Annotated in this window: 4 protein-coding genes; all 4 read right to left on the bottom strand. The window is 71.8% G+C overall.

Annotated elements, in window-relative coordinates:
- Nucleotides 1-2: 2 nt before the first annotated feature.
- Nucleotides 3-18632 (bottom strand): SDR family NAD(P)-dependent oxidoreductase, encoded by an 18630-nt coding sequence (locus ACZ601_RS36030; protein WP_469545812.1) that lies wholly within the window; start codon nucleotides 18630-18632, stop codon nucleotides 3-5.
- Between the two features lie 82 nt (nucleotides 18633-18714).
- Nucleotides 18715-20265 (bottom strand): long-chain-fatty-acid--CoA ligase, encoded by a 1551-nt coding sequence (locus tag ACZ601_RS36025; RefSeq protein WP_469545809.1) that lies wholly within the window; start codon nucleotides 20263-20265, stop codon nucleotides 18715-18717.
- On the bottom strand, nucleotides 20265-21551 hold the full coding sequence (gene hemA / locus ACZ601_RS36020; protein WP_469545805.1) for a 5-aminolevulinate synthase: 1287 nt from the start codon (nucleotides 21549-21551) through the stop codon (nucleotides 20265-20267). The genes ACZ601_RS36025 and hemA overlap by 1 nt, the downstream gene beginning before the upstream one ends.
- A 67-nt stretch (nucleotides 21552-21618) precedes the next feature.
- Complete coding sequence (locus ACZ601_RS36015; RefSeq protein WP_469545802.1) at nucleotides 21619-23202, bottom strand: class I adenylate-forming enzyme family protein; 1584 nt, start codon at nucleotides 23200-23202, stop codon at nucleotides 21619-21621.
- Nucleotides 23203-23416 lie beyond the last annotated feature (214 nt).

The following is a 23416-nucleotide window of genomic DNA, read 5'->3' as shown; positions in this document are numbered from 1 at the left end:
GTCTACCTGCCGAATTCGTTGTCGAGTGCTGCGAAGAGGTCGTCGTCGCTCGCCAGATCGAGGTCGGCGTCGTCGCGGCCGCCGTCCGCCGCCCGGCCGTCCACCGTCCGGGACAGGCCGCGCAGCCGCGCGGCGTACGTTCCTGCCGGTCCGTCTCCGTCCGAGGGGCCGGCGGCCAGGAGGGCGGCCTCCAGTGCGTCCAGGGCCGCCTGGACCGGGTCCGGTGTTTCGCCGGCCAGTTCGCCCCGCAGGTATGCGGCGATGGCCGAGATGGTCGGGTGGTCGAAGACGAGCGTGCTGGGCAGCCGCAGTGCGGTGGCGGTGTTGAGCCTGTTGCGCAGTTCGACCGCGGTGAGGGAGTCCAGGCCGAGGTCCAGCAGTCCGCATTGGACGTCGATCGTCCGGGGGGACGGGTGGGCGAGGACGGTGCCGACCTGTTCCCTGACGAAGTCGGTCAGCAGTTGTTGCTGCTCCTCCCCGGTGAGGCCGGTGAGCCGCTGGGCCAGCGGGGCCGGTGCCGGCGTGTGGGCGGGCCGGGCGGCCCGGCGTTCGGTGCGTACGAGGCCCCGGTACAGCTCGGGCAGTGCGTCCCCGAGGCTTCGCAGTGCCGCGAGGTCCAGTGCCACCGGGGCGAGGACCGGACCGGTCACCGTGTCGTCGCCGGTTGGTGGCGCTCCGGCTCCGGCCAGGGCCGTGTCGAGGGCCGCGAGGGCCTGCTCCGCCGGCATCGGGAGGATCCCGTTGCGGGCGAGCCTGGCCCGGTCGGTACGGTCGAGGTCGTTCGCCATGCCGTCCTGCCACATGCCCCAGGCGAGGGATACGGCGGGCAGGCCCTCGGCGCGCCGGTGGGCGGCGAGCGCGTCCAGGAAGGAGTTGCCGGCGGCGTAGTTGGACTGTCCGGCGTTGCCCACCAGGCCGGCGACGGAGGAGAAGAGGACGAAGTCCGTCAGCTCCAGCCCGGCGGTCAGCTCGTGCAGGTTCCAGGCGGCTTCCACCTTCGGCCGCAGGACCCGGGAGAGGCTCTGCGGGCTCATGGCCTCCAGCGTGGTGTCCTCGACGACTCCGGCCGCGTGCACGATCGCGGTGAGCGGGTGCTCGTCCGGGATCGAGGCGAGCAGGGCGGCCAGAGCGTCGCGGTCGGCCGCGTCGCATGCCGCGACCCGTACCTCCGCACCGAGCCCGGTCAGTTCGGCGATGAGGTCCTGCGCCCCGCCCCGCCGACTGGTGAGCAGCAGGCGGCGGGCGCCTCTGCCGGTGACCAGGTGCCGGGCGACCTGGGCTCCGAGGGCGCCGGTGCCGCCGGTGATCAGCACCGTGTGCTCCGGGTCGATCGGGTTGCCTTCGTCCGGGGTCCGCACCGGGTGCGGGATCTTGGCGAGCCTTGTCACGCAGGCCTGTCCCTGGTGCAGTTCGAGCTGTGGCCTGCGGTCGGCCAGGGCCGCGGCCAGCAGCTCGCGGCCGGCCGGCAGGCCGTCGGTGATCACGTGCTGGAAGCGTCCCGGGTGTTCCGACTCGGCGGTCCGCATCAGCCCGGACAGCGCGCTGTGCGCCAGTTCCCCGGTGCTGACCACGGCGAGCCGGGATCCGGCCGGTGTGTCGGAGGCGAGCCACTGCCGCAGGACCGCCAGTACGTCCTGGGTGACCCGGCCGGTCTCCCGCACCGAGGCCGGTTGCACCGGGAGGACGACCACGTCGGGTGCGGCCGCGCCGCCGGCCGTGGCGGCGGCCAGTGCGGTGAGGTCGGCGTAGTGCTGGGCGGCGAGTCCGGGGTCGGTCTCGCCGAGGACCACGATGCTCGTGCCGCCGTCGGCGGTGAGGTCCACACCGGCCCGCTCAACCGCGTACATGTGCTGGTCGGAGGGGCGGGTCAGTGCGGTTCCCGCCGGCAGGGTCCGCAGGGCGAGCGAGGCGACGGTGGCGACCGGCGCGCCCGTCTCGTCCGCGATGTGGACCGCGACCGTTCCGTCCGGGCGGGCCGACAGCTTGACCCGCAGGGTGCCGGTGCCGCTCCGGGCCCCGGTCAGCTGTACGCCGCCGAAGGTGAAGGGCAGCCGGAGTCCGGCCGACTCCTCCAGGAGCAGTGCGTGCAGCGCGGCGTCGAACAGTGCCGGGTGCAGGGCGAATCCGTCGGGTTCGGCGGACGGCCGTACCTCGGCGTAGAGGTCGTCGCCCGACCGCCATGCGGACTGGAGGCCCTGGAAGGCGGGGCCGTAGCCGTAGCCCTGGTCGGCGAGGCGGTCGTACAGGTCCTCGACCGGCTGGGGTTTCGCGCCTGCCGGGGGCCAGGACGCGAGGCCGGGTTCGGGCACGGCGGGACCGGCGGCGACCACAGTGCCGGTGGCGTGCCGGATCCAGATGTCGTCCTCCTGCTCCCCGCGCGAGTGGACGGTGACGGTCCTGCGGCCGTCCTCGTCGGGGCCGCCGACGGTGATCTGGAGCTGGAGAGCGCCCTCGTCGGGGAGGACCAGGGGTGCCTGGAGGGCGAGTTCCTCCAGGTGTTCGCAGCCGAGTGCGGCGCCCGCGTGGAGGGTGAGTTCCACCAGGGCCGTGCCGGGGACCAGCAGGGTGCCGGCGACGGTGTGGTCGGAGAACCAGGGGTGGCTGCGGGCCGAGATCCGGCCGGTGAACAGGACGCCGTCGGAGTCCGCGAGCGGCACTTCGGCCCCGAGCAGCGGGTGCCGGGTGGAGTCGAGTCCGGCCGAGGTGACGTCGCCGCCGCCGGGTCCTTCCGTGAGCCAGTAGCGCCGGCGCTGGAAGGGGTAGGTCGGCAGGTCCGTGGCGGGTCCGGTGTTCTCGCCGAACAGTGCGGGCCAGTTGACCGGCACGCCCCGTACGTGGGCGTGGGCCAGGGCGGTGACGGCGGTGTGCGGCTCGTGGCGCCCGGCGCGCAACACCGGGACCAGGAGCGATCCCGGGTCGAGGAAGTCCTGTCCCATCGCGCTGAGCACGCCGTCGGGGCCGAGTTCAAGGAAGGTCCGTACGCCTTCGGCTTCCAGGGCGCGTGCCGCGTCCAGGAAGCGTACGGGCCGGCGGACGTGCCGGACCCAGTACTCGGGCGTGGTCAGTTCCTCGGCGCCGACCGGCTGCCCGGTCAGGGTGGAGACGATCGGGATGGTGGGCGCGGTGAACGTGATCCCCTTGGCGACCATCCGGAACTCGTCGAGCATCGCGTCCATGTGCGGGGAGTGGAAGGCGTGGCTGACGCGCAGCCGCTTGGTCCTGCGCCCCTGGGCGGTGAGTTCGGCTCCGATGGCCTCGACGGCTTGTGCGTCGCCCGAGAGCACCACGGAGGTGGGGCCGTTGACGGCGGCGATGGCCAGCAGGTCCTCCCGTCCGGCGAGCAGCGGCAGCACCTCCCGCTCCTCGGCCTGTACGGCGAGCATCGCGCCGCCGTCGGGCAGCGCCTGCATCAGCCGGCCTCGGGCCGCGACGAGCCGCGACGCGTCCGGCAGCGAGAGGACGCCGGCGACGTGCGCGGCGGCCAGCTCGCCGATGGAGTGGCCCGCGAGGAAGTCCGGCCGCACGCCCCAGTCTTCGAGGAGCCGGAAGAGCGCGACCTCGGTGGCGAACAGGGCGGGCTGCGCGTAGCAGGTCCGGTCCAGTAGCGCCGGGTCCTCGCCGAAGAGGATGTCGAGCAGCGGCTCTTCCAGCAGCGGGTCGAGCTCCGCGCAGACGGCGTCCAGGGCCTGGGCGTAGGCGGGGTAGGCGGTGTACAGCTCCCGGCCCATGCCGGGCCGCTGGCTGCCCTGGCCGGTGAAGAGGAAGGCGGTGCGGCCGTCCACGGGTGTTCCCCGCACGGTCGGTGCCGTGAGTGCGTCGACTGCTTCTGCGGTGGTGGCGGCCACCACGACGGCGCGGTGCGGGAGGCCGGCTCGTCCGAAGGCCAGGGTCCGGCCCGTCGGTGCCAGGTCCTGCGGTGCGGTGTCGGCGAGCGCGGTGCCCAGCTGGCCGGCCTGGGCCAGCAGGGCCGCGTCGTTGTGCCCGGACAGCAGCAGCGGGACGACCGGCATCGGTTCGGCCGGCGGGGCCGTTGCCTCGGCCGGCGGCTGCTCCACGATGATGTGGGCGTTGGTGCCGCTGATGCCGAAGGAGGACACGCCTGCCCGGCGCGGCCGTTCGGTCTCGGGCCAGGGCACCGTCTCCGTGAGCAGTTCCACCTCGCCCGCGGACCAGTCCACGTGCGGGCTGGGCTCGTCGATGTGGAGGCTCCTGGGGAGCACTCCGTGCTCCATCGCCTTGACCATCTTGATGATGCCGGCGACTCCGGCGGCGGCCTGGGAGTGTCCGATGTTGGACTTCAGGGAGCCCATCAGGAGGGGGGACGTGCGCTCCTGCCCGTAGGTGGCGAGTACGGCCCTGGCCTCGATCGGGTCGCCGAGTGTGGTGCCGGTGCCGTGGGCCTCCAGTGCGTCGACGTCCGCGGTGGTCAGGCCCGCGTTGGTCAGTGCCTGGCGGATCACCCGTTCCTGGGAGGGGCCGTTGGGGGCGGTGAGGCCGTTGCTCGCGCCGTCCTGGTTGACGGCGGTGCCCCGGATCACGCCGAGGATCCGGCGGCCGTTGCGCCGGGCGTCGGAGAGCCGCTCCAGCAGGAGGACTCCGGCGCCTTCGGCCCAGGCCGCCCCGTCCGCCTGCGCGGAGAAGGACTTGCACCGGCCGTCCGGTGCGAGGCCGCGCTGCCGGCTGAACTCGACGAACATGGTGGGCGCGGCCAGCACGGTCACGCCGCCGGCCAGGGCCAGCCCGCATTCGCCGTTGCGCAGTGCCTGGGCGGCGAGGTGGATGGAGACGAGCGAGGAGGAGCAGGCGGTGTCGACGGTGATCGCCGGGCCCTGGAGTCCGAAGGTGTAGGCGATGCGGCCGGAGGCGACGCTGACCGTGCTGCCGACCGACAGGTAGCCCTCCATCCCCTCGGGGGCGTCCTTCAGTCGTGCCGCGTAGTCGTTGGCCATGACACCGGCGAACACACCGGTCTGGGTGCCCTTGAGGGAGGTGGGGTCGATGCCCGCGCGCTCGAAGGCCTCCCAGCAGATCTCCAGCAGGAGTCGCTGCTGGGGGTCGATGGCGGTGGCCTCCCGTGCGCTGACCCCGAAGAGTTCGGGGTCGAACTGCGGGGCCTCGTAGAGGAATCCGCCGTGCCGGGTGTACGAGGTGCCCGCGTGGTCGGGATCCGTGTGGTAGAGGTTCTCCAGATCCCAGCCCCGGTCGGCCGGGAACGGGCCGATGGCGTCCCGCTCGTCGGACAGCAGGGCCCACAGCTCCTCCGGGGAGCCGGCCTCGCCCGGGTAGCGGCAGGCCATCGAGACGATCGCGATCGGCTCGTCGGAGGAGCCGACGGCCGGTTCGGCCTCGGCCGGCGCGGTGGCCGGGGCGGAGCCCAGCAGTTCGGTGTGGAGGAAGCGGGCCAGTTCGCTGGTGCTCGGGTGGTCGAACACCAGCGTCGCGGGCAGCTTCACGCCCACGGCCGCGTTCAGCCGGTTGCGGAGTTCCACCGCCTTGAGGGAGTCGAAGCCGAGCTCGTTGAAGGCCCGGTCGGTCGCGACCTGGTCGGCGTCGGTGTGGCCCAGTACGGAGGCCACCACGCCTCGGACCAGTTCGAGGAGCGCGCGCTGCTGGTCCTGGGGGGCCAGGAGCGCCAGGCGTTCACCGAGGAGGTTCGCGCTCGGCTGCGCGTCCGCGGCGGCGCGCCGCCGCGGACGGACCAGCCCGTGGAAGAGCGCGGGCAGTGTGCCGTCCTCGTTCCGGGCCCGCAGTCCGGTGTAGTCGAGGAGCGCCGGGACGAGCACCGGGCGGCGGGTGGCGAGGGCCGCGTCGAACAGTGCGAGGCCCTGCTCGCTGCCGATGGGGGCGATGCCGCCCCGGGACATGCGGGCGAGGTCGGCGTCGGTCAGGTGACCGGTCATCCCGCTGCCCTCGGCCCACAGGCCCCAGGCCAGGGACGTACCTGGCAGGCCCAGTGCCTGGCGGTGCTGCGCGAGGGCGTCCAGATAGGTGTTGGCCGCGGCGTAGTTGGCCTGGCCCGCGGTGCCGACCGTACCGGCCAGTGAGGAGAAGAGGATGAACGCGTCCAGGTCCAGGTCTGCCGTCAGCTCGTGCAGGTGCCGTGCGGCGTCGACCTTGGGGCGCAGCACGGTGTCGAGCTGCCCGGCCGTGAGGGCGTGCAGGGTGCCGTCGTCGAGGACGCCGGCGGTGTGCAGGACCGCGGTGAGCGGGTGCGGTGAGGGGATCGCGTCCAGCATCGCGGCGACCGACGTGCGGTCTGCCGTGTCGCAGGCGACCACGGTCACGCGGGTTCCGTGGGCGGTGAGTTCGGCCTCCAGCTCGATCATGCCCTGCGCGTCCCGGCCCCGGCGGCTCGCCAGCAGCAGATGCCGTACGCCGTGTTCGGCGACGAGGTGGCGGGCGAAGAGCTGGCCCAGGGTGCCGGTGGCGCCGGTGATGAGGACGGTGCCCTCGGGGTTCAGGGCGGGCACGGTGCCGTCCGACTCGGGCGACGTGACCAGCCTCGGTACGAACAGCGTGCCGTCCCGCAGGCTCACCTGCGGTTCCGGTACGCCCAGTGCGCGGCCGAGCTCGGCCTCCGTGAGGTCCAGGTCCGTCAGGTCCAGCAGGCCGAACCGGTCGGGGTGCTCGGTCATGGCGGTACGCACGAGACCCCAGACGGGGGCCGACGCGAGTCCGGCCTCCGTGCGGGCGGTGGTCGCGTCACGGGTCAGGAAGACCAGCCGCGAGTCGGCGAACCGGTCCTCGGCGAGCCATTCCTGGGCCAGCCGCAGGGCCCGGTGCGCCACGGCGCCGGGGCCGTCCTCGGCCGGGACGGGGACCACGACCAGCGGCGGGTTCCCGACGATTCCGGCGAGGTCCGGATAGCTGCCGGCGGGGGCGGGCAGGCCGTGGCCCCGGTCGTCGAGGACGGCCCACCCGGCGGCCGGGGCGGCCTTGGCGGCGGCCGTCCACTCCACCTGGAGCACCGGCCGGCGGGACGTGCCCGAGCCGGTCAGCCGCGCCGGGTCCACGGCCCGCAGGCTGAGCGTCTTCACCGAGGCGATCGGCGCCCCGCCCGGGTCGGTGAGGGACAGGGCGGCACCCGAGCCTTCCGGGGTGATCCGTACGCGCAGCACGCCGGCGTTCACCGCGTGCAGCCGGACACCGGTCCAGGCGAACGGCAGCACCAGGCGGCCGTTCTCCGCGAGCGCCAGCGGGTGCAGGGCGGCGTCGAGGAGGGCCGGGTGGATCCCGAACTCCCCAGGGGCGACGCCCTCCGGGAGCGCGACCTCGGCGAACGTCTCCCGGCCGGTGCGCCACAGCGCCCGCAGGCCCTGGAAGGCGGGCCCGTACTGGAAGCCCCGTTCGGCAAGCGTGTCGTACACCGCCGTCAGGTCGACCGGTTCGGCGCCGGCCGGGGGCCAGGCGGTGTCGGCCGGTACCTCTGCGGGTCCTTCCGCGTGGCCCAGTACGCCGGTGGCGTGGAGGGTCCACTGGTGGACCGGGGCGTCTTCGTCCGAGTCGGGCTCCGGGCGGGAGTGCACCGACAGGGCGCGCCGGCCCTCCTCGTCCGGGGCGTCGACGACGGCCTGGAGCTGTACCGCGCCCCGGCCGGACAGCACCAGCGGTGCCTGGAGGGTCAGTTCGTCGAGCTGGTCCAGGCCCGTGTGGTCACCCGCCCGGATGGCGAGGTCCACGAACGCGGTGCCGGGGAGCAGCACGGTGCCGGCCACGGCGTGGTCGGCCAGCCAGGGGTGCGTGTTCAGGGCGATCCTGCTGCTCAGGACCAGCTTGTCCGCGTCGGCCAGCCAGAGCGCGGCGCCGATGAGCGGGTGCCGTTCCGCGGCCATGCCGAGCCCGCTCGCGTCCCCGGCCGTCGTCGGGCTCTCCAGCCAGTGGCGGCGGCGCTGGAAGGGGTAGGTCGGCAGGTCGACGACCGCGCCGGGGCCGCCGAGCACGGCGGTCCAGTCGAGCGGAGCGCCCGAGACGTGGGCCTGTGCCGCGGAGGCGAGGAAGTCGTCGAGTCCGCCTCTGTCCCGGTGGAGCGAGGGCACGGTGACGGCACTGTCGTGGGACGTGTCGTCGATCGTCTCCTGGAGCGCGATGGTCAGCACCGGGTGGGCGCTGGCCTCGATGAAGACGCGGTGGCCCTGGTCGAGCAGGGTCCTGGTGGCTTCCTCCAGCTGGACGGTCCTGCGGAGGTTGCGGAACCAGTAGTCGGCGTCGAGCTCCGTGCCCTTGAGCGGCTGCCCGGTGACAGTGGAGAGGAAGGGCACTTCGACGGTGCGCGGGGTGAGTGAGGAGAGGGCGTCGAGGAGCTCGTCCCGCAGGCTCTCGACGTGCGCGGAGTGGGAGGCGTAGTCGACCGGGATGCGCTTGGCGCGCATCTTGTTGCCCTTGCAGTGGGCGACCAGCTCATCGAGGGCGGTCACCTCTCCGGCGACCACCACGGAACGCGGGCCGTTGTGGGCGGCGATGTCGATGGCGCCGTCCCAGCGGGTGATGAGTTCGCGGACCTCGTCCGCGGGCAGGGCCACCGAGACCATTCCGCCGGTGCCCGCCAGCTTCACGATCGCCCGGCTGCGCAGCGCCACGACCTTCGCCGCGTCGTCCAGCGACAGCGCGCCGGACACCGCGGCCGCCGCGATCTCGCCCTGCGAGTGGCCGATCACCGCGTCCGGCTCGATACCCACCGAACGCCACAGCGCGGCCAGGGACACCATGACGGCCCACAGTGCCGGCTGCACCACGTCCACCCGGTCGAATCCGGGCGCGTCCTGCGCACCGCGCAGGACGTCCAGCAGCGACCAGTCGGTGAACGGTGCCAGCGCCCGCTCGCACTCGATGAGCCGGGCGGCGAACACCGGGGAGGAGTCGAAGAGTTCCAGGGCCATGCCCTGCCACTGGGAGCCCTGTCCCGGGAACACGAACACCGTCTTGCCCGCGCCCGTTGCCGTGCCCCGCACCAGGTTCGGCGCGGTGCCGGCCGAGGCCAGTGCGTCGAGGCCCGCCAGCAGCTCGTCCCGGCCGGCTCCCGTGACCGCCGCGCGGAAGGGGAGGTGCGGGACGCGGGTGGCGAGAGCCGACGCGACCCGCGCCGGGTCCGTGCTCGTAGCGGCCAGCAGCTCACGCAGCTGGCCGGCCCGTGCCGCCAGGGCCGGCGCGCTCTGCGCCGAGACCACCAGCGGAAGCCCCGCCACCGCAGGTTCGCCGGTCGCGGCCGGCGCCGGTCCCTGTTCCAGGACCACGTGCGCGTTCGTCCCGCTGATGCCGAACGAGGACACGGCCGCGCGGCGCGGACGCGCCACCTCCGGCCAGGCCCGGTGCTCGGTGACCAGCTCCACCGCACCGGACGCCCAGTCGACGTGCGGTGTCGGCTCGTCCACGTGCAGCGTCGCCGGGAGCTCCGCGTGACGCATCGCCATCAGCATCTTGATGATGCCCGCCACACCGGCGGCGGCCTGGGTGTGGCCGATGTTCGACTTGATCGATCCCAGCCGCAGCGGCTCGCCCCGGTCCTGGCCGTAGGTGGCCAGCAGCGCGTTGGCCTCGATCGGGTCACCGAGCCGGGTGCCGGTGCCGTGCGCCTCGACCGCGTCCACCTCGTGCGGGGCGAGGCGGGCGTTGGCGAGGGCCTGGCGGATGACGCGTTCCTGGGAGGGGCCGTTGGGGGCGGTGAGGCCGTTGCTGGCGCCGTCCTGGTTGACCGCGGAACCACGGATCACACCGAGGATGCGGTGCCCGAGGCGCTGGGCGTCCGAGAGACGCTCCAGTACCAGCATGCCCGCGCCCTCGCCCCAGCCCGTACCGTCCGCCGATGCGGCGAACGACTTGCAGGTCCCGTCCGGCGACAGGCCGCGCTGACGTGAGAACTCGACGAAGGTGGTCGGCGTGGACATCACGGTGACACCGCCGGCGAGTGCCATCGAGCACTCGCCCTGGCGCAGCGCCTGAGCGGCCAGGTGGACCGCCACGAGCGACGAGGAGCAGGCCGTGTCCAGCGTCACCGCCGGCCCTTCGAGTCCGAGTGTGTAGGACACCCGGCCGGACAGGACGCTCGCGATCGACCCTGTCAGCAGGTGTCCCTCGAAGCCGTCCGGGGCGCTCCCCAGCCGCGAGGCGTAGTCGTTGTACATCACACCCGCGTAGACGCCGGTCGAGGTGCCGCGCAGCGCGGCGGGGTCGATTCCGGCCCGCTCCAGCGCCTCCCACACGACCTCCAGCAGTACACGCTGCTGCGGGTCGGTCGCGGTCGCCTCACGTGGGCTCAGGCCGAAGAACTCGGCGTCGAACTCCGCGGCGTCGTAGAGGAATCCGCCCTTGCGCGTGTAGGACTTGCCGGTCTTCTCGGGGTCCGGGTCGAAGAGGCCCTCCACGTCCCAGCCGCGGTCGTACGGGAAGTCGCCGATCGCGTCCCGGCCCTCTGCCACGAGCCGCCACAGGTCCTCCGGGGAGGAGACCCCGCCCGGGTAGCGGCAGCCCATGCCGACCACGGCGATCGGCTCGTCCAGTCCGGGGGCGTGGGCGGTCACCGAGGGGACGGCGGCGGTTGTGGTCGCGTCGAGCCGGTCGAGCAGGAAGTCCGCCACCGCCTGGGGCGACGGGTGGTCGAACACGAGGGTGGTGGGCAGCCGCAGCCCGGTCACCGAGCCCAGCCGGTTGCGCAGTTCGACACCCGTGAGGGAGTCGAAGCCGGTCTCCTTGAACGCCTTGGCCGGGTCGATGCCGGCGTCGGCCCCGTGCCCGAGGACCAGTCCGACGGTCTCCCGTACGGTCTGGAGCACGGCCTGTGCCCGCTCCTGCGCGGGCAGTGCGCTCATCCGCCGGCCCCAGGAGGAGTCGGCGCCGGTGGTGGTGGCTGCCGCCTGCCGGCGGCGGACGCGGACCAGGCCGGTGAACAGCTCGGGCAGCGCGTTCTCCTCGCCCAGGGCACGCAGGGCGCCCAGGTCGAATTCGGCGGGGACCAGCAGCGGCTCCGTGGAGGCGAGCGCCGCGTCGAACAGATCGAGTCCCAGTTCCGGGGTCAGCGGGACGATGCCGCTGCGCTTCCAGCGTGCGACGTCGGCGTCCGCGAGGGTTCCGGCCATGCCGTCGGCGCTGTCCCACAGGCTCCACGCGAGGGAGGTCGCGGGCAGGTTCCGGGCGCGGCGGTGGTGCGCGAGGGCGTCGAGGAAGGTGTTCGCGGCCGCGTAGTTGGCCTGTCCGGCGTTGCCCATGAGTCCCGCGATGGACGAGAACATGACGAACGAGGTGAGGTCGAGGGACTCGGTGAGGCGGTGGAGGTTCCAGGCCGCGTCCACCTTGGGGCGCATCACCCGCTCCAGCTGACCGGCCGACAGCGAGGCGACCGTCGCGTCCTCCAGGACACCGGCCGTGTGCACCACGGCGGTCAGCGGACGCTCGGCGGCGGCCTCGGCCAGCAGGCCCGCCAGCGCCTCGGAGTCCGACACGTCGCACGCCGCGACCCGGGCGCGGGCGCCCGACTCCGCGAGCTCCGCCACGAACTCGGCGGCGCCCGGGGTCTCGGCGCCCCGGCGCGACACCAGCAGCAGGTGCCGGGCACCGTGACGCGTCACCAGCCGGCGCGCCACCAGTCGGCCCAGCGTGCCCAGAGCGCCGGTCACCAGGACCGTGCCCTCCGGGTCCAGGCCCTTCGCCGCCGGTGCCGGGGCACCCGTGGCGCGCGTCAGACGCGGTACGGACAACCCGCCGTCGCGCACCGCCACCTCGGACTCGACGGACGCGAGCGCGGCGGGGAGCAGCTCCGCACCGTCCTCGTCCATGTGGACGAGGACCAGCCGGCCCGGCTGCTCGGACTGCGCGGTACGGATCAGGCCGACGAGCGGGGCGGTGTGCAGCGCGCCGTCCGGTACGACGAGGACGAGGCGGCTGTCCGCCAACTGCGGGGCGGCCAGCCAGTCCCGGACCGTTTCGAGCCCGCGGGCCGCCGTGGCGTGGGTCCGGGCGAGCTCATCGCCCGGGGTGTCCCCGGTGAGCTGCTTCTCGCCGATGACCACGAACTCCGGTGCGGTGGAACCGGCGTCGATGGCGGCGCCGAGTGCGGCGAGGTCGGTGTAGGGCGCCTCACCGAGCCGGACCCACCGCTGCTCGTTGACCGGCTCGGCGGCCGGGACGGCCTCCCAGTCCATCCGGTAGAGGGACTCGACGGCGGGACCGGCGACGGCGAGCTGGTCGCGGGCGATCGGCCGCAGGGCGACCGACTCGATCGTGGCCACAGGGGCGCCGGTGCCGTCTGCCAGAGCGAGCCGGGCCGTGTCCTGGCCGGTGCGGGTCCAGCGGACCCGCAGCGCGGTGGCGCCGACGGCGTGCAGTGTGAAGCCCGAGAACGAGAACGGCAGCCGGATCGTGCTGTCGTCCTGCGCCGAGTCCGCGGCTTCGAGAACGAGCGGGTGCAGGACCGCGTCGAGGAGGGCGGGATGCGTGCCGAAGCGCGCGGCTTCGGTGTGGAGCTGGTCGGGCAGGGCGACCTCGGCGAAGATGTCGTCGCCCGCGCGCCAGGCGGCGCGCAGGCCGTGGAAGGCCGGCCCGTAGCCGTAGCCCAGGTCGCCGAGGCGGTCGTAGACGCCGTCCAGGGGGATGGGGGTGGCTTCGGCCGGGGGCCACTGGTCCAGGGAGAGGCCCGGCGCGGGGGCGGTGGGGGTGAGCAGTCCGGCCGCGTGGCCGGTCCACTGCTCTTCGCCGGTCCGCGCGTACACGGTGAACCGGCGGTCGCCGCGCGCGTCGGCCCGGTCGACGGTCAGCCGCAGCTGGGCGCCCGGCCTCTCCGAGAGGATCAGGGGTGCCTGGAGGGTGAGTTCCTCGACGGTGGCATGGCCCAGGTGCTCGGCGGCGGTTCCCGCGAGCTCCAGGAACACCGTCCCCGGGACCAGGACCGTCCCGCCGATCGCGTGGTCGGCCAGCCACGGATGCGAGGACAACGACACCGAGGCGGAGAACTGCACCGCGTCGCCGTCGGGGTCCGTGATCGCCGCGGCCAGCATCGGGTGGTTCACCGCCGTCAGGCCCAGGCCCGCCGCGTCACCGGAACGCGGCGCGTCCAGCCAGAAGCGCTCGCGCTGGAAGGCGTACGTGGGCAGCTCCACCACGGTGGAGCCCGGGATGAACCCCGCCCAGTCCACGCCCACGCCGTGTGCGTGGACCGTGCCCAGGGCGTCGAGGAGGGAACGCTTCTCGGCACGGTTCTTGCGCAGCAGCGCGGCCACGACGATGCCGTCGGTGTCGGCCAGGCATTCGCCCGTCAGTCCCGCGAGTGTCCCGTCGGGGCCCAGCTCCAGGAACGTCGTCACGCCGAGGCCGGCGAGCGTGGTGATGCCGTCGGCGAAACGGACCGCAGAGCGGGCCTGGACGGCCCAGTACTCGGCGGTGAACTCCTCGACCAGCTCACCGGTGACGTTCGAGACGACCGGGATCCGGGGAGCCGCGTGGGTCAGGGTCCGGGCGACCTCGGTGAGCTCCGCCAGCATTCCGTCCAGGTGCGCGGAGTGGAAGGCGTGGCTCACCTTCAGCCGGGTCGCCTTCACGCCCTCGCCGCGCGCCAGCTCCAGAACGTCGAGAACAGCCGCTTCGTCGCCCGAGATCACCGTGGCGGCAGGGCTGTTGACCCCGGCCACCGCCACACCGGAACGGCCCTCTAGCCACCCGGCGACGCGTGCCTCGTCCGCGTTCAGGGCGACCATCGCCCCGCCCTCGGCGATGCCGTCCATCAGCCGGGCCCGCGCGCACACCAGGCGTGCCGCGTCCTGGAGCGACAGCACGCCCGCCACATGGGCCGCCGCCAGCTCACCGACCGAGTGGCCCACCAGATAGTCCGGGGTCACTCCGTGATGGGACAGCAGCCGGAACAGGGCCACCTCGATCGCGAACAACGCCGGCTGAGTGAACGCCGTGCGCCGGAGCAGCTCCGGCTCGCCCTGGATCACCCCGGCGAGCGACCGGTCCAGGTGGACGTCCAGCGCCGCGACGACCTCGTCGAAGGCGGCCGCGAAGACCGGCTCCGCCGCGTAAAGCTCACGACCCATGCCCAGGCGCTGGCTGCCCTGGCCGGCGAACAGGAACGCGAGAGAACCCGTCGAGACGGGCTCGCCCGGCGTCAGCGTTCGCAGCGCGTCCAGGAGTTCCTCGCGGGTCTCGCCCACGAGCACGGCCCGGTGGTCGAAACGGGCGCGCGATACGGCCAGCGAGCGGCCCACGCGCACGGCGTCGAGCTCCTGCCGGTCCTCCAGGAACGACACCAGCCGGTTCGCCTGCTCCGCCAGCGCGGCCCCGGACCTGCCGGAGACCACCCACGGCACCGGACCCGGTACCGGCTCCTCCTCCACCGGAGCTTCGGTCTCCGTGACCTGCTCGACGATGAGGTGTGCGTTGGTCCCGCTGATGCCGAAGGACGAGACGCCCGCCCGGCGCGGACGGCCGAGCTCCGGCCACTCCTGGGCCTGTGTCAGCAGCTCGACCGCGCCGGCCGACCAGTCGACGTGCGGGGTCGGCTCGTCGACGTGCGGGGTCGGCTCGTCGACGTGCGGGGTCGGCTCGTCGACGTGCAGCGTCGCGGGGAGAACCCCGTGACGCATCGCCATGACCATCTTGATGACGCCCGCGACGCCCGCCGCGGCCTGTGCGTGACCGATGTTCGACTTCAGCGAGCCGAGGCGGAGCGGCTTCTCGCGGTCCTGGCCGTAGGTGGCCAGCAGGGCCTGTGCCTCGATCGGGTCGCCGAGCTTGGTGCCGGTGCCGTGCGCCTCGACCGCGTCCACCTCGGACGGTGCCAGGCGGGCGTCGGCGAGCGCGGCGCGGATGACCCGCTCCTGCGAAGGCCCGTTCGGTGCCGTCAGGCCGTTGCTCGCGCCGTCCTGGTTCACGGCGGAGCCGCGGATCACCGCGAGCACCTGGTGCCCGTTGCGCTGTGCGTCCGACAGCCGCTCCAGCACCAGCAGCCCCACGCCCTCGGCCCAGCCGGTGCCGTCCGCCGACGCGGAGAACGCCTTGCAGCGCCCGTCGGGCGACAGCCCGCGCTGCCGGGAGAACTCCACGAACATGCCGGGTGTGGCCATGATGGACACACCGCCGGCGAGGGCCACGGAGGACTCGCCCCGGCGCAGCGACTGCGCGGCGAGGTGAAGGGCGACGAGCGAGGACGAGCACGCGGTGTCGACCGTCACCGCCGGGCCTTCGAGACCGAAGGTGTAGGCCAGCCGGCCCGAGGCGACACTGGCGGAGTTGCCCGTCAGCAGGTAGCCGTCGTGTCCGTCGGACAGCTCGTGCAGCCGCGGCCCGTACTCCTGCGCCGTCGCGCCGACGTACACGCCGGTACGGCTGCCGCGCAGCGCGGCGGGGTTCATGCCCGCCTGTTCGAAGGCTTCCCAGGCCGTCTCCAGGAGCAGTCGCTGCTGGGGTTCCATCGCCGCCGCCTCGCGGGGGCTGATGCCGAAGAACTCGGCGTCGAACCGGTCCGCGTCGTACAGGAAGCCGCCTTGGGTGGCGTAGGTCTTGCCGGGTACGGCCGGATCGGTGGTGAAGAGGGAATCGAGGTCCCAGCCTCGGTTGGCCGGGAATCCGCCGACCGCGTCGGCTTCGCTGCTGACCAGGCGCCACAGGTCCTCCGGAGAGGCGACTGAGCCCGGCAGCCGGCACGCCATGCCCACGATGGCGATCGGCTCGTCGGGGCTGGTGGCCTCGTACGCGGCGTCGTCCTGGCCCTGGCCCGGGTTCGGGCCGTGGAGCCGATCGTCGAGGTGTCCGGCGAGTGCGGCCGGGGTCGGGTAGTCGAAGAGGAGGCCGGCGGGCAGCGAGAGCCCGGTGGCCGCGTTGAGCGCGTTCCGCAGTTCAACGGCGGAGAGGGAGTCGAAGCCCAGTTCCTTGAAGGTCGTGTCGGTGCCCACGTCGCGGGCCGATCCGTGGCCGAGCACCGCTGCCGCGTGCGCACGCACCAGTTCCAGCGCGTCGCCTCGCGGCGCGGCCTGCTTCGGACCGCTCCGCCCCGGCGCGTCGGCGGGGAGCCGGACCGGGTCCTTCGCCGAACCGTCCAGCCAGAAGCGCCGGCGCTGGAAGGCGTACGTCGGCAGCTCGACCAGACCGGAACCTCGCAGGGACCGCTCCCAGTCGACGTCCACACCGTGTGCGTGCGCCGCGCCCAGGGCGGCGAGGAGGGAACGCTTCTCCGCCCGGTCCCTGCGCAGCACCGGTACCACGACCATGCCCTCGGCATCCGTCAGGCACTCACCCGCCAGTCCCGCGAGCGTTCCGTCCGGGCCCAGCTCCACGAACGCCGTCACACCGAGGCCGTCGAGCGTGGTGATGCCGTCGGAGAAACGGACCGCAGAGCGGGCCTGGACGGCCCAGTACTCGGCGGTGAACTCCTCGACCAGCTCACCGGTCACATTCGAGACGACCGGAATCCGCGCGGGGGCATGGGTCAGGGTCCGGGCGACCTCGGTCAGCTCCGCCAGCACCCCGTCCAGATGCGCCGTGTGGAAGGCGTGGCTCACCTTCAGCCGGGTCGCCTTCACGCCCTCGCCGCGCGCCAGCTCCAGAACGTCGAGAACAGCCGCTTCATCGCCCGAGATCACCGTGCTGACGGGGCTGTTGACGCCCGCCACTTCCACGCCCGGACGCCCCTCAAGCCACTGCGCGACGCGCTCTTCTCCCGCGTTGAGGGCGACCATCGCCCCGCCCTCGGCGACGCCGTCCATCAGCCGGGCCCGCGCGCACACCAGGCGTGCCGCGTCCTGGAGCGACAGCACGCCCGCCACATGGGCCGCCGCCAGCTCACCCACCGAGTGGCCCACCAGGTAGTCCGGGGTCACCCCGTAGTGAGACAGCAGCCGGAACAGGGCCACCTCGACCGCGAACAACGCCGGCTGAGTGAACACCGTCCGCTCCAGCAGCTCCGCGTCCCCCGCGATCACCTCTGCGAGCGAACGGTCCAGGTGGACGTCCAGCGCCGCGACAACCTCGTCGAACGCGGCCGTGAACACCGGCTCAGCCGCGTACAGCTCACGGCCCATCCCCACGCGCTGGCTGCCCTGGCCGGAGAACAGGAACGCCAGGGCGCCGTCCGGCGCCGCACGACCCGTGACGACACCGGCCGAGGGCATCCCCTCGGCCAGCGCGCGGGCTCCGGCCAGCAGCTCCTCGCGGGTCTCCCCCACGATCACCGCGCGGTGATCGAAACGAGAACGCGTCACGGCGAGCGAACGGCCCACCGCCGCGACGTCCGCCTCCGGACGCTCCGCCAGGAACGACACCAGGCGATCCGCCTGTCCCGCCACGGCCTCGGCCGACCTGCCGGAGACCACCCACGGCACCACGCCCGCACCGGTCCCGGCGACGGGCGGTTCCTCCCGCGCCGCCGGCTCGGTGCGCCAGTCGGAGAGCACGACGTGGCAGTTCGTACCGCCCATGCCGAACGAGCTGACACCTGCGTAGAGCGGCTCGTCCGGCCTCGGCCACGGCTCGCGGCCGCGCTGGACGGTGAGCTTCAACCGGTCGAGCGGGATGTCCGGGTTGGGGGTTTCGAAGTTCAGGCTCGGCACGAGCTCGCGGTGCCGGATGCAGAGCGCCGCCTTCAACAGGCCGACGATGCCGGCGGCACCCTCAAGGTGTCCGACGTTGGTCTTCACCGATCCGACCCGCAGTCCGGCTCCGTCCGCCCGGCCGTCGCCGAGGACCGCGCCCAGCGCCGAGGCCTCGATCGGGTCGCCCAGCCTGGTGCCCGTGCCGTGGAGCTCGACGTACTGCACCTGCTCGACGGGTACCTCGGCGCGCTCGTACGCCTGCCGCAGGACGTCCCGCTGGCCGGCCGGACTCGGCACGGTGAGACCCTCGGTCGTGCCGTCGTTGTTCATCGCGCTGCCGTGCAGCACGCAGTAGACCGGGTCGCCGTCCGCCACGGCGGCATGCAGGGGCTTGAGCACCACGAAGGCGCCGCCCTCACCGCGTACGTATCCGTTCGCCCTCGCGTCGAAGGTGAAGCTGCGGCCGTCCGGTGACAGCGCGCCGAACCGCTCCGCGCCGACGGTGCTGTCCGGCACCAGGTTGAGGTTGACGCCGCCGGCGATGGCCATGGCGGACTCGCCGCGGCGCAGGCTCTCGGCTGCCTGGTGCACAGCGACCAGGGAGGAGGACTGGCCGGTGTCCACGGCGGCGCTCGGCCCGTGCAGACCCAGGGTGTAGGAGATCCGGTTGGCGATGACGCCTCGGTTGAGTCCGGTCAGGGTGTGACGGGTGATGCCTTCGATCCCGTACTGGTGCGTGAGGGCGGCGTAGTCGTCGGCGATGACGCCGACGAAGACGCCGGTCCGGCTCTCGGCGAGATCGGACGGGCGGATCCTGGCGTCCTCCAGGGCCTCCCAGGCGAGTTCAAGCATCAGCCGCTGCTGCGGATCCATCGACGACGCCTCGCGCGGACCGATGCCGAAGAAACCGGCGTCGAATCCGCTGACGTCCTCCAGGTAGCCGCCCGGCCGAGGGGGCAGTTCCGGGCGCCCCGCGGGAGGCGCGCCGATGGCACTGCGGCCGTCGCTCAGCAGTTGCCACAGCTGAGCGGGGTTCTCCGCATGCGGCAGTCGGCAGGACATACCGACGACGGCGATCGCCTCTGCCGGTATTGACGTGTCCGATTGGAATTCAGCCATGGTGGAGCTGCCCCCTATTGTTACGTTCGATGCTTGAACGGAGGGGTAGCACCCGCAGCCGTGCCGCGGGTGCTACGCCAATTCATGCCGCTGCCTGCGGAGAATGTTTCTCGTATTTCTCCACGAGCGTTCGCTTGAGAACTTTTCCACTGGTCCCCAGCGGGAGAGCGTCGACGAATTCGACTCGACGAGGGTATTTATATGCGGCGAGACGCTGTCTGCCCCATTCGATGATCTCCTCGTCCGATCCGGGTGTGCCGCCCGCAGTCCGGGCGGGCACGACAATCGCCCAGACCTCCTCACCGAGGACGGGGTGCGGAACACCGATGACCGCCACCTGTGCCACGGCCGGATGCCCGACGAGGACCTCTTCGACCTCGCGCGGATAGACGTTGTAACCGCCGCGCAGGATGAGGTCCTTCTTGCGGCCCACGACCGAGAGGTAGCCGTCACCGTCCAGCCTGCCGAGATCGCCGGTGCGGAACCAGCCGTCGACCAGCACCTCGGCGGTGAGGTCCGGGCGGCCGAGATATCCGGCCATGACGTTCTGGCCCCGCACCACGATCTCGCCCACCTCACCGACGGGCAGGAGGTCGATCCCGTCGGCGTCCGGCCCGGCCATGCCGACGGTGACGCCGGTGATGGGAACACCTACCGTCCCGGGCCGAAACGTCACACCGGGATAGTGGTAGGCGACGCTGCAGGAGGTCTCGGTCATTCCGTAGCCCTCGTACACAGGGCAGCCGAACGTGCTCCGGACAGCCTCAAGGGTCTTGACGGAAAGCGCCGATCCCCCGCTGTACACGCGGTCGAGCCGGGGGACCCGCTCTCCGCGATCCACCGCGGCGAGCAGCTTGGAGTACATGGTCGGCACGCCCATGAACACCGTGCACCGGTTCTCCGCCATCAGTTCGAGGGCCTCCCGGCCGGAGAACTTCGGCATCATGACGAGGGAAATGCCGGCCCGGAAGCCGGTGAGCATTCCGCAGATCTGCCCGAATGCATGCGCCAGCGGCAGGCAGCTGAGCAGGACGTCATCACCCCGGAACGCATAGGGCGTGGTGACCATCCGCTCGACGTTGTACAGAATGTTCCGGTGGGTGAGCATCACGCCTTTCGGCTCACCCGTCGTACCGGATGTGTAGAACACGACCGCGACATCGTCGGGCCCCGGCACAGCGGCTTCGTCGATCGGCGCCGTACCCTGTGCCGCGTGCTCCAGGTCGACCGTGGCCGCGGGGCCCGATCCGACGGTGAGGAGCGGCGTGCCGCGCCGCTCCACCGCCTGGCTCGCCCGGTCGAGCAAGGAGGCGGCGCACACCAGGAATCGGGCGTCGGCATCGGTCAGTACGTGATCGATCTCCGCCGGCGTCGCCAGGACGTTCAGCGGGATCACGACGGCACCGGCCGCGAGCACGCCGAAGTACACGACGGGGAACTGCGGGGTGTCGGCCAGCAGCATGGCAACCCGGTCACCCGGCCGTACCCCGTTGTCACGCAGCACGGCGGCGTAGCGGCGAGCCTGGTTCCACAGCCACCCGTACGTGAAGCGCTCGGACTCGTGGATCACGGCCGGGTGTTCGGGTCGCCGCTCCGCCGTGCCGGCCAGTACGCCGACAACTGACATGGTCATTACACCAGTGCTCCGGCTTTCGCGTCGGTGCGGATGCCGGCGCCACAGAGCTCGGACTCGAACCAGTCCCGGGCAGTCGCGGTCGGAATGTTCAGTTCCTGCCAGATTCCCCGGAGGGCCCGGGCGAAGTTCTCGACGTCGTTCTGGTTGTGCACGGCGGACGGGGCGATCCGCAGGATCTCCTCACCCGCGGGCACGCTGGGGGCGTTGATGGACTGCACGTAGATCCCGTGCCGGTCGAACAGCAGCTGGGACGCCCGCTTGCACAGCTCGTCGTCACCGACGAAGGCCGCGACGATGTGGGAGTCCGTCGAGACGAACGGGATGTCGGCCTCGGTCAGCAGGCTGTGCAGAAGCCGCGCGTTCTCCGAGAGGACCTTCCGCTCGACGTCGGAGGACCGCAGATACTGAACCGACGCCAGCGCGGCGGCCGCGACCGCCGGCGGCAGCGAGGTGGTGAAGACGAACGAGCGCGCGTAGGTCCGCACCGCGTCCACGAGGGCCGCCGGGCCCGCGATGTAGCCGCCGACCGTTCCGAAGCCCTTGGCCAAGGTGCCCATCACGACCGTGAAGCGGTCGGCGATGCCTTCCCGCGCGGCGATGCCGGCGCCCTGCGGGCCGTACATGCCGACCGCGTGGACCTCGTCGATGAAGGTCGTGGCACCGTACTTGTCGGCGATGTCGGCGATCTCGGCGAGCGGCGCGACGTTGCCCGACATGGAGTAGACCGATTCCACGACGATGAACTTCGGGCAGTCGGCGGGAGCCGCCGCGATCAGTTCTTCCAGGTGGGCGACGTCGTTGTGCCTGAAGACGTGCTTCTGCGCGCCGCTGTGCCGGAGTCCGTCGATGATCGAGGCGTGGTTCTTCGCATCGGAGAACACGACGGTGTCCTTCGGCATCCCCGCCAGCACGGTGAGGGCGCCTTCGTTGGCGGTGTAGCCCGAGGTGAAGAGGAGCGCGGTCTCCTTGCCGTGCAGATCCGCCAGTTCGTTCTCCAGACGGACGTGATGGTGGTTGGTGCCACCGATGTTCCGGGACCCTCCGGAGCCTGCGCCATGGGTCTCTATCGCGGCCTGCATCGCCTCGATGACCTGCCGGTTCTGCCCCATGCCCAGATAGTCGTTGCTGCACCAGACATTGACCTCCGAATCCACCCCGTCACGCCGGGCGGAGGCCATGGGGTAGTGACCGGAACGACGGCCGATCTCCAGGAACTCACGCTTGCTTTCAGCGAGATCTCCAGCGGTTTTGCCATTCAGGTAGGACGCCAGGTGAACGTTCATTTACTCGCCTTCTCGACGTAGCGATTGGACTGACCTGCACACGAGGTCGCCAGTGCCGGGATGGGCACTAGGAAAACTGCGACTTCAGGAGCTCCTTGTCGGGCTTGCCGTTGCTGTTCATCGGCAGCACGCTCAAGACGTGTATCTTCTCCGGCACGTGGATCGGAGAGAGTGCCTCGGTAATTCCCGAGCGAATGTCTTCCACTTCGACCACCTCAGCCGGATCGCATTCGATCGCGGCGTGGATGTGCTCGCTTCCGTCCTCGTCCCGGACGCTGTAGACGGCGGCATGCCGGACACCCTGATGGGAAAGGATTTCCGCCTCAAGGACGATGGGATGCACCTTGACGCCACCCACCTTGATGACATGGGCCACCCGGCCCATGAGAGTCAGATAGCCTCGCTCATCGATGAAGCCGATGTCTCCGGTGGAGTACCAGCCGTCACGAAGAACTCGCGCCGTCAATTCCGGGTCCCCGTGATAGCCGTCCATCATCTGAGGGGATCGGACGTGCACCTCGCCGGTTTCTCCGGTCGCCAGTCGCGCACCCGTATCCGGGTTGCAGACGGCGATCTCCACATAGGGGAAGGGCCGCCCGACGGTAGCCGAAAGATCCGGGTCGCCGTGCTCCGAAGGCATCAGGGTCGTAATTCGACCGCATTCGGTCGCGGCATACCCCTGCCACAGGACAGGGCCGAAAAGCCGGAAGGCCTGCGCTATTCTCGCAGGTGCCGCGGGACTGCCGCCGTAGACAATCCGCTTCAGCGAACCCAGGCCTGCGGCTGCTACGGCCTCAGGATCGCGGATTCCCCGCTCGCTCAGGTGGTCGATGAGCTGGAACACGTGGTTCGACGCCATGAAGGTCCACGAGACCTCCTTCGACTCCGAGACGGTGTCCACGAACTTCTCGGGGTCGAAACTCTCGTGGAGATACAGCGCTCCGCCCAGCGCGAGGACCGCGTCCGCCAGAGGCGCGACGCCATGGCTGAGCGGGGTCGACACCAGGATCGTCGCGCAGTCGGCCTCACGGCCGAGCTCCATCCAGGCGCTCAGGGTGGCTTCCCACGCACCGCCCGACAACCGGATGCCCTTGGGCCGTCCCGTGCTGCCACTGGTGAAGCCGATGAAGGCCGGCGCGCTCGGCTCCCACGAAACGGCGTCCGGGATATCGGCGACATCGGTTCGGCCGGCCCCTTCGCGCTCCCCGTGCGCAATTCGCGTGACCGGGATCCCGCTGCCGTCAGCGAGCTCCGTCGCACGCTCCGAGCCTTCGGCATCGGCATAGATGGCCACGGCTTCGGTCTCGCGCAGGATCTGGATCTGGTGATCCAGCGGAAGGACCGTCGCCCTGGTGCCGGGGTTGGTCGTTCGCAGATAGGACACGGCGCCGCCGAGCAGATGCGTCGCGTACCGCGCGGTGAGCATCTCCGGGCTGTTGGGTGCGACCAGAATCGCGACCATATCCCCCTTGCCCACTCCGCTATTGCGCAGCGCACGGAAGATTTCAGTCACGGACCGAATCAGATCACTGCCGGAGAAGGCCTGACCACGCCAATAGGCGACATCCCGATCCGGTTCCGCTGCGAGCAGAGAAAGGATTTCGGAGACATAACTCTGACTTTTACTCCACCAATGTTCGGGCAGGCTCATGGGACCTTCCATAGCGATGTCATCCGATTGGGCTGTTTAAGCTTCGACATCCAGTGGAAGCCAGTCAACCTTGTTCCGTCAGGGCTCTAGCGACCGTCATGCGTTCCTTGAACGCGTGACGTCGAATCCCTCTTCGATGCGAGGGGCCCACCTGCGCCGTGCAGCACATATGTGCGATTGCATTCTCTTGGCAACAGGCCGGCCGGTGCCCCAA

The sequence above is a fragment of the Streptomyces sp. NPDC104307 genome (assembly GCF_055584045.1).
Note: the sequence above shows the minus strand (reverse complement) of the source record. Positions and strands in the feature narration are given on the sequence as shown.